General features: G+C 66.3%; 9 protein-coding genes. 5 read left to right on the top strand and 4 right to left on the bottom strand.

From position 1 onward, the window contains the following. The 3 genes from VW23_RS22785 to VW23_RS22775 form a co-directional block, all read left to right on the top strand. A partial coding sequence (locus VW23_RS22785) for a cupin domain-containing protein (RefSeq protein ID WP_342029935.1) occupies positions 1-532 on the top strand: 532 nt, incomplete at its 5' end. 46 nt (positions 533-578) lie between these two features. Beyond that, complete coding sequence (locus VW23_RS22780) at positions 579-1766, top strand: GGDEF domain-containing protein (RefSeq protein ID WP_069911787.1); 1188 nt, start codon at positions 579-581, stop codon at positions 1764-1766. A 201-nt stretch (positions 1767-1967) separates the two neighbouring features. Next, on the top strand, positions 1968-2219 hold the full coding sequence (locus tag VW23_RS22775) for an EF-hand domain-containing protein (protein WP_055880432.1): 252 nt from the start codon (positions 1968-1970) through the stop codon (positions 2217-2219). A gap of 54 nt (positions 2220-2273) precedes the next feature. Here VW23_RS22775 and VW23_RS29840 read toward each other — a convergent pair whose 3' ends face one another. The 3 genes from VW23_RS29840 to carA are packed head-to-tail and all read right to left on the bottom strand — an operon-like array spanning position 2274 to position 4104. Beyond that, entirely contained in the window at positions 2274-2594 is a 321-nt protein-coding gene (locus VW23_RS29840; protein WP_069911782.1) for a type II toxin-antitoxin system RelE/ParE family toxin, read from the bottom strand. Next, positions 2581-2859: a hypothetical protein gene (locus VW23_RS22765; RefSeq protein ID WP_069911781.1), complete on the bottom strand. Its 279-nt coding sequence runs from the start codon at positions 2857-2859 to the stop codon at positions 2581-2583. The genes VW23_RS29840 and VW23_RS22765 overlap by 14 nt, the downstream gene beginning before the upstream one ends. A 39-nt stretch (positions 2860-2898) precedes the next feature. After that, entirely contained in the window at positions 2899-4104 is a 1206-nt protein-coding gene (gene carA, locus VW23_RS22760; RefSeq protein WP_069911780.1) for a glutamine-hydrolyzing carbamoyl-phosphate synthase small subunit, read from the bottom strand. A gap of 110 nt (positions 4105-4214) precedes the next feature. Here carA and VW23_RS22755 point away from each other — a divergent pair, with 110 nt between their 5' ends. Together VW23_RS22755 and VW23_RS22750 are read left to right on the top strand one after the other, a co-directional pair. Further along, positions 4215-4601, top strand: a complete 387-nt coding sequence (locus VW23_RS22755) for a VOC family protein (RefSeq protein WP_069911779.1) — start codon at positions 4215-4217, stop codon at positions 4599-4601. Between the two features lie 3 nt (positions 4602-4604). Continuing rightward, a complete protein-coding gene (locus VW23_RS22750; protein ID WP_069911778.1) occupies positions 4605-5054 on the top strand; it encodes a GatB/YqeY domain-containing protein in 450 nt (149 codons plus the stop codon). Here the strand turns inward: VW23_RS22750 and VW23_RS22745 are convergent. Continuing rightward, complete coding sequence (locus VW23_RS22745) at positions 5051-6193, bottom strand: GGDEF domain-containing protein (RefSeq protein WP_176730466.1); 1143 nt, start codon at positions 6191-6193, stop codon at positions 5051-5053. The genes VW23_RS22750 and VW23_RS22745 overlap by 4 nt on opposite strands. Positions 6194-6236: the final 43 nt, after the last annotated feature.

Below are 6236 nucleotides of genomic sequence, written 5' to 3'. Positions count from 1 at the left end.
GTGTGAGATGAGCGGCCGGATCGACGGGTTGCGGGTCGAACGCTTCTTCGATGACGGCACCTATCCCAACAGCGCGCTGCCCCTGCTGTTCTACGAGGAGGCGTTGCCGCGCGGCGAAACCGATGCCGAGGCGATGGAGGCGCTGTTCACCGCCAATGGCTGGCCGCCGGCCTGGCGCGCCTCGGTGTTCACCTACCATCACTATCACTCGACGGCGCATGAGACCTTGGGTGTGGTTCGCGGTACCGCGCGGCTGCTGCTCGGCGGGCCGGAGGGGCGCGAGTTCGATGTCGAGCCGGGCGATGTGATCGTCATCCCCTCCGGGGTGGCGCATCGACGGCTCGATTCGAGTGGCGATTTCCTCGTCGTCGGCTGCTATCCGCTGGGGCAGAGCTGGGACCTGCTGCGCGGCGAGGCGGGCGATCGGCCCGCAGCGGATCGCAATATCGAACGTGTGCCGCTCCCCCGCACCGATCCGGTGGGCGGTGCAGACGGGCCGCTGGCGAAGCACTGGCGAGTGGGAACTCGTTAATCGGGCTCGGAATAGGGTGCGCCTCGACACGCCTGGGGCCTATTCGATGTCGCTCGATCTCACCACGCTCTATCTGGTTTCCGCCATGGTGACCGGCATGTCGGGGCTGCTGTTCCTGCTCGACATGCGCGGCCGGCCCGATCCGGCGCTGCGCTGGTGGGGCCTCGCGTTCCTCTTCGCCATCACTCCGGCGGTGATCTATGCGCTTGCCGGGCAGGCGCCCGAGTTCGTCGTGCTCAACCCTATCGGCAATGGCCTCGTGGTCGCCGGCAGTTCGCTGCTCTGGGTAGGCGCCCGCGCCTTCAGCCACAAGCGCACGCCAGTAGTGGCCTGGGTCGGACCCGCCGTGCTCGCGGCTGCGCTGCCCTTCGCGCTCGAGCAGCCGCTGGTGACCTGGAGCGGCTTCCCGCTACTGGCCGGTGGGGTGGTGGTGTTCAACATGCTGGCGGCGCTCGAATGCTGGCGACCGGTGGGACCGCGGATGCGCAACCACGTGGTGCTGGCTGTCGCCTGGGCCGGCGGCTCGGTGTTCTACCTGTTCCGGCTCGTCGCGTTCGTGGCGTTCGGGCCGGACGATCCGCGCTTCGCGCTGGCCTTTGGCTCGGAGGCCGCGACAATCTGCGTGCTGCTGCTGATCGTCATTTCCAGCTTCTCGATGGTGGCACTGGGCAAAGAGGTCTCCGAGGCGGCGCTGAAACAGGCGGCGACGCGCGATGGCCTCACCGGAGTGCTGAACCGCTCGGAGTTCACCCGCCTGGCCGAGCGGGAAATCCGGGACGCAGGCGAGCGCGACGAGGGCTATGCACTGCTGCTGCTCGATCTCGACCACTTCAAGCGGATCAACGACACGCATGGCCACGCGATCGGCGACGAGGTGCTGGCCGGCGTCGCAACGGCGGTGAGCCGCTGCCTCGGGCCCCGCGACCTGTTCTGCCGCTATGGCGGGGAGGAATTCGCAGCCCTGTTGCCCGGCGCGACCCCTGATGTTGCCGGCGTCGTGGCCGAGCGGGTGCTGCGCGCGGTGCGCGGCGTTATGGTGTGGACCCCGGCTGGCCCGCTGCGCCCGACCACCAGCATCGGCATCTCGGCAGCCAACGTCGAATCGATCGACCTGGGGGCGCTGATGCGCGTCGCCGACATCGCGCTGTATCGCGCCAAGCGGGGTGGCCGAGACCGCGCCGAGGGCGGCGGCGAGGGGGCGGAAGCGTTGCCAAAAACCCTGCAAAACGCCTGACTTCCCAATCGGTTCCCCGTTCCTGTTGGGTTCCCCTCGGCCCTCAAAATGACCAGCAAATGATCGCCACGACGCCGCGATCCAGCCGGTTTGCGATCACAATCAGGCTTAGTCTTTGTCCTCGCCGACAGCGTTGAGGCTGTGGGCCGGACCTGGGCCACCGGGTGCCGATTTGAACCTCACATGGAAGGACAAAACTCCATGAAGAAGCTCCTGATCACCATCGCAGCCATTGGCCTTTCCTCGGCGGCTTTCGCCCAGGCGGCGGCAGTCACCTTCACGTCGGTCGATGCCGACACCAGTGGCGGTGTGAGCCTGGCCGAGGCACAGGTTGCCTGGCCTGATCTGACCCAGGAGGCGTTCGACGCCGCCGATACGAGCAAGGACGGTTCGCTCGACCAGGCCGAGTTCGATGCCTATGTAGCGACGCTTCCGGCTCCGGCCGCGCAGTAATTCGGCCAGCCATGGCTGAGAGGGGTCGCCCGGCCACCGGCGGCCCCTTTTTCTTTAGCGGCGACGGTGCTGGTGCCGCAGGTGCCGTTCGTAGTTCTGGCGCTGCCCGTAGATCCTGAGCACTCGGACGACGGTACTGGTTGTCTCGAAGACGATGACAACTCCTTCGAAGGGCAGCACTCTCAGGCCCGCACGAACATCGGACAGGTTCCTACCTACCGCGGGGAAGTCGCAGAGGTCGGCACATCGCTCTTCGATGCGTCGCACATACGCAGCAGCGGTTGCCGGCATTCCGGCGCTCTCGATGATATACTTCGCTAACCGCCGAAGGTCGTCATGCGTAGCGCTGGTGAGCTGGAGCTCACGACTTGGCATCGCGCTTGGCCGCTAACTCCTCGATATAGGCATAGACCGAGGCAAACGCTTCTTTGGCGTCCATGTCGGGACGAACATCTGCATCGGCCTCGGCAATGAGTTGCCGCAATTGAGCGTCGTCTAGCTCGAAGCCGTCTTGCTCGATGTAGTTGACGACCGCGGTGTGCACCAAGTCCGCCGGGGACGAAAAGTCCCCCGTAGCAACGCGCTCTTCAATGCGACGTGCTTCGTCCTCGGTCACGGTGATGGTGATCGTCTGATCCATAACCGAAGCCTAATGCGAAACACGCAGTTTCGCCAGTCGTTACTCGCCCGCCTTCACCTGCTCCGGCACCTGCGCCACGCCCTTCTGGGCGCGCACCAGGTTGAGGAAGCGGGTGAACAGGTAGTGGCTGTCGTGCGGACCAGGGCTGGCTTCCGGGTGATACTGCACCGAAAAGATCGGCTTGCCCTCGACTTCGAGGCCGGCGTTGGAGCCATCGAACAGCGACACATGGGTCTGCTTGACGTTGCCGGGGAGGCTCTCAGTGTCCACGGCAAAACCATGGTTCATCGAGGTGATCTCGACCTTGCCGGTGGTCAGGTCCTTGACCGGATGGTTGGCGCCGTGGTGGCCCTGATGCATCTTCTGGGTCTTGCCACCCACCGCAAGGCCGAGCAACTGGTGGCCGAGGCAGATGCCGAACATCGGCTTGCCGGTCTCCATCAGCGTCCTGATCGTCGGCACGGCATACTTGCCGGTGGCTGCCGGATCGCCCGGGCCGTTGGAGAGAAAGATCGCGTCGGGGTTGTGCGACATCACATCCTTGGCCGTGGCGGTGGCCGGCACCACCGTGACCCGTGCGCCCTGGTCGGCGAGCTGGCGCAGGATGTTGCGCTTGGCGCCGTAGTCGATGGCGACGACGTGGAATTCGGGGTTCTCCACCCGGCCATAGCCTTCGGTCCGGGTCCAGGAGGTCTGGTCCCAATGGTAGGTCTGCGCGGTGGTGACTTCGCGGGCGAGATCGAGCCCCTCGAGGCCGGGAAAGTTCTTCAGTTCGGCCAGCATCGATGGCTCGTGGAAATAGCCGTCGGGGGCGTGCGCGATGACGCCGTTCGGCATGCCGTGCTCGCGGATGCGGGCGGTCAGCGCCCGGGTATCGACGCCGGCGATGCCGATGATGTTGCGCTTCTTCAGCCAGGCATCGAGCTTTTCGACCGCCCGGTAGTTCGACGGGTTGGTGATATCGGCGCGCAGCACGCAGCCCCGGATGCCGGAGAGCGCGGCCATGTTGACCGTCTCGATGTCCTCGTCGTTGGTGCCGACATTGCCGATATGCGGGAAGGTGAAGGTGATGATCTGCCCGGCATAGGAGGGATCGGTGAGGATCTCCTGGTAGCCGGTCATTGCGGTATTGAAGCAGACCTCGCCGGCGGCGTGGCCGATGGCGCCGATGCCGTGACCTTCGAGGCGGGTGCCGTCCTCGAGCAGCAGGAGGGCGGTCGCAGGTTTTTGCTGCCAGCCGGTCATGGCGGGGCTCCAAGGGTTCGGGTCGGTGTCGGTTGAGGGCTCTCCTTAGAAGGGGCCCGGCCCAAGCGCAAGTGGCGCGCGGGTATTATTGCGCTATATGGGGTGCGGCAATGAGGGGACAAGTCGCGGTGAGTGCGATCGAGCGTGAGATCGGCGGGGTGTTCGTTCCGGTGAGTAACATCGAGCGAGCGCGGGACTGGTATCGCGGTCTGTTCGGCCTCGAGCCGGGCGGCGAAATCTTCTTCGGGCACATCCATGTGCTGCCGATGGCGGAAGGCAGCGGGCTGGTGCTCGACAGCAAGGGATTCGCCGGCCCGCACGACAAGAAGCCGGCCTTTCACTTCAATACCTCCGACGTGCATGCGGCCCGCGAGCAGGCGGTGGCCGCCGGCGCCGCGGAGGTGGGACCGGTCACCGATGGGGTGTTCTTCACCTTCAAGGACCCGGACGGAAATCTGTTGATGGTGGCCGACGTGCCGCCTGCACCAAGGAGCTAGTGAATGCGTGATGCGATCGGCGAAGGCTACAAGACGGCGCTGAAGGCCGGCGACAAGCGGCGCACGGCGACGCTGCGCGCGGTGAACGCGGCGATCAAGGACAAGGACATCGATGCGCGCGGGCAGGGCAAGGGTCCGCTCAGCGACGAAGACGTGCTGGTGCTGCTGCAGAAGATGGTGAAGCAGCGCGAGGAATCGCTTGGCATCTACGAGAAGGCCGGCCGCGAGGACCTGGCGGTGGTCGAGCGCGAGGAGATCGCCATCCTCGGCGAGTTCCTGCCCAAGGGGCTGAGCGAGGCAGAGGTGGATGAGGCCATTCGCGCTGCCATTGCCAAGACCGGCGCGGCCGGAGCCAAGGACATGGGCAAGGTCATCGCCTCGCTGAAGGCCGACTATCCGGGGCGGATCGATTTCGGCAAGGCGTCAGGCCGCGTCAAGGCGGCGCTGGGCTAAGCAGCGAGCCGCAGCTCCGGGCCGTGGACGCGGTTGCGGCCGGCGTCCTTGGCCCGATAGAGCAGCTCGTCGGCGGCGCGTAGCAGCGCGTCGAACGTCTCCGGGCGCGGTGAGGCGATGGCGATGCCGGCGCTGACCGTGGGCGGGCCGAAATCGCCCGGCAACGGATCGGTGCCGGCAAATTCCAGCCGGATGCCGTCGGCAAGAGCGTGGACGGCGGCGGCGCTGGTGGCGTGGACCAGCAGGCAGAATTCCTCGCCGCCCAGGCGCGCCGCCACGTCCTTCGGGCCGAGGGCGCGCGACAGGATCGCGGCAAAGCGGACCAGCACTTCGTCACCGATGGCGTGACCGAAGCGATCGTTGATGGCCTTGAAGTCATCCAGATCGAGCATGATCACCGCAGTGGCGGGCGCCACAGGGGCGTCGCCGGCGAGGCTGAACAGCGCGCGGCGGTTGAGGAGGCCCGTCAGGGCATCGGTCATTGCCAGGTGGCGATGCGCCTCGGTAATGCGGAACTGATGCAGCGCCATGGTCACGGCGCCCGCGGCGGCCAGCGAGGCGAGCAGCGCGATCGAGTTGAGATCCTCCGCCCAGTTATGCGGCCGCTCGGTCAGCACCCATTGTCCGCCGGCGAACAGCACGACAGCGCAGAGCGCAAAAGTCACCGCGGTCGAGCCGTAGAGCGCCGATTTGGCGAGCATGGCGAGCGGCGTGTTGGTGCGTGCCAACCAGTGTTCGCGGCCGGCGGCGAGGAAGAAGCCGGAGGCGGCGATATTCATCACGATGGTGCCGACGCCGCTGAGGCCGACGGCAAACAGCGCGCTCATCATCGCACAGGCCAGTCCCCAGGCCACCAGGGCCGAGCGCCAGGGCGTACGACCGGAGGAAAACTGCGTGCAGCCGATATAGATGAAGGCGAAGCCGGCGAGCAGCAGGGCGAAGGCGATGCATTGCACCGCCGGATCATAGGCCTCGAACCAGCCGTAGAGCATCGAGCCGGGCGCCACGAAGCCGAGCCCGAGCCCCCAGCTCAGCAGGTAGCGATCGGCGCGCGCGCCCAGCCAGGTGATGACCAGGGTCAGCATCAGGGCGGTGGCGGAAAAGCCGATGGCGATGAGCAGAGATGTCTGGTCGAGCACTGGCGGAATCGGATCGGACGCGGGTGTAAGTGCATCGTACCGG

The sequence above is a fragment of the Devosia insulae DS-56 genome (assembly GCF_000970465.2).
In the GTDB taxonomy this organism is placed as follows: Bacteria; Pseudomonadota; Alphaproteobacteria; order Rhizobiales; family Devosiaceae; genus Devosia_A; species Devosia_A insulae.
Note: the sequence above shows the minus strand (reverse complement) of the source record. Positions and strands in the feature narration are given on the sequence as shown.